The organism is Rhodococcus sp. EPR-157, from assembly GCF_001647195.1.
Classification (GTDB): domain Bacteria; phylum Actinomycetota; class Actinomycetes; order Mycobacteriales; family Mycobacteriaceae; genus Rhodococcoides.
On sequence record NZ_LVCV01000155.1, the window covers coordinates 1 to 1,257 of the forward strand.

Below are 1,257 nucleotides of genomic sequence, written 5' to 3' on the forward strand. Positions count from 1 at the left end.
CAGGACGCCGATATGGTGATCCTGCTGCACCGCCCCGATGCAATCGAGCGCGACGACCCGCGCGGCGGCGAGGCCGACCTCATCCTCGGCAAGCACCGTAACGGTCCGACGGCAACTATCACAGTGGCTCACCAGCTGCACCTGTCGAGGTTCGTGGATATGGCCAGGGGCTGACCGCTTGGAATCGTGGCCGAATTTCCCAAACTGGGGCGAAGCGATTGGATAGACCGATATCGCCGCCGGCCGCGCCACGAGAACGTCGACACGTGGCACGTCCCGGGCGGCGACATCGAGGCCAAGGACCGCTCTGACACACAACGTCGTGGGCTTGTCAGCGCACTATTCCGTCGAGTTCATCCGGTACTGCAGAATTCGCTGGAACGACCTAAGCATCAACGGTTTCGAGCTTCGACACCCGGGACGCAATTTCCTCCGCGAGAGCACGCACCTCCTCGGCGAGCACATCGCGACCCTTCGTGTCCGACTCGTGGACGAATGTGGTCGAACCAACGGTGCCGCCGCAGTATTCGATGACGCCTCTTTCGATCTGGGTAGCGAAGGCCTCGTTGATGCCGTGGCGCTCGAAGCTGTCGGCGTCGTCACCTGCGACCACGACGAGGTGAACCGTCAGTCGATCCAGCTTCTTCACGAACTCGCTTCCGGGAGTGAATTCGTATGCCCACCCATTGACGAAGACCCGATCGATCCAGCCTTTGAGCAGTGCCGGTGCCGACCACCAGTACATCGGAAATACCAGGACCAGGTGGTCGGCGCGATCGATGCGTTCCTGTTCTGCGGCTACGTCGTCGGGCACAGTTCCTTTGCCTCGGAAGAGGTTCAGATCGTCCGGCGAGAACCTGGGGTCGAATCCTTCTGCAGCGAGATCGGCGAATTCGACGCTTCCGCCCGCGCCCGTGATCGCGTCAACGGTCGCCCTCGCGGCATGGTGGGTCAGGGAGTCGAGATCGGAATGGGACACTACGACGAGACTGTTCATGATGATCCTTGGGTAGCGGAATCGTTATATACGAACAGTAGGTTACTATTGGTACATAACGCAAGGAGGTGTTCGTTGGCGCGCACGAGACTGTCGCGTTCCGACAGGTACGACCAACTCGTCGAGGTGTCGTGGGCACTGGTGCGAGCAGAGGGCGCGGATGCGCTGACGCTCGGCCGGTTGGCCGAGCGTGCAGGTGTCGCGAAACCCGTGGTGTACAGCCACTTTGCATCTCGAAACGCACTCCTGGCCGCGCTCTT

General features: G+C 61.3%; 3 protein-coding genes. 2 read left to right on the plus strand and 1 reads right to left on the minus strand.

What is annotated here, in order from left to right; genetic code table 11:
• Positions 1-174, plus strand: a 174-nt coding sequence (locus A2J03_RS29785; RefSeq protein WP_331712040.1) for a DnaB-like helicase C-terminal domain-containing protein, incomplete at its 5' end; no start/stop codon positions are given.
• 211 nt (positions 175-385) lie between these two features.
• Here the strand turns inward: A2J03_RS29785 and A2J03_RS06345 are convergent.
• Positions 386-997, minus strand: coding sequence for an NAD(P)H-dependent oxidoreductase (locus tag A2J03_RS06345; protein ID WP_068370952.1), 612 nt, complete (start codon positions 995-997; stop codon positions 386-388).
• A gap of 75 nt (positions 998-1,072) precedes the next feature.
• Between A2J03_RS06345 and A2J03_RS29790 the strand changes: the two genes are divergently transcribed.
• On the plus strand, positions 1,073-1,257 hold a 185-nt coding region (locus tag A2J03_RS29790; RefSeq protein ID WP_156520239.1), incomplete at its 3' end, for a helix-turn-helix domain-containing protein.

Coding starts and splice junctions, on each gene's coding strand:
- A2J03_RS06345 (WP_068370952.1), bottom strand. CDS start 997: ATGAACAGTCTCGTCGTAGTGTCCCATTCCGATCTCGACTCCCTGACC.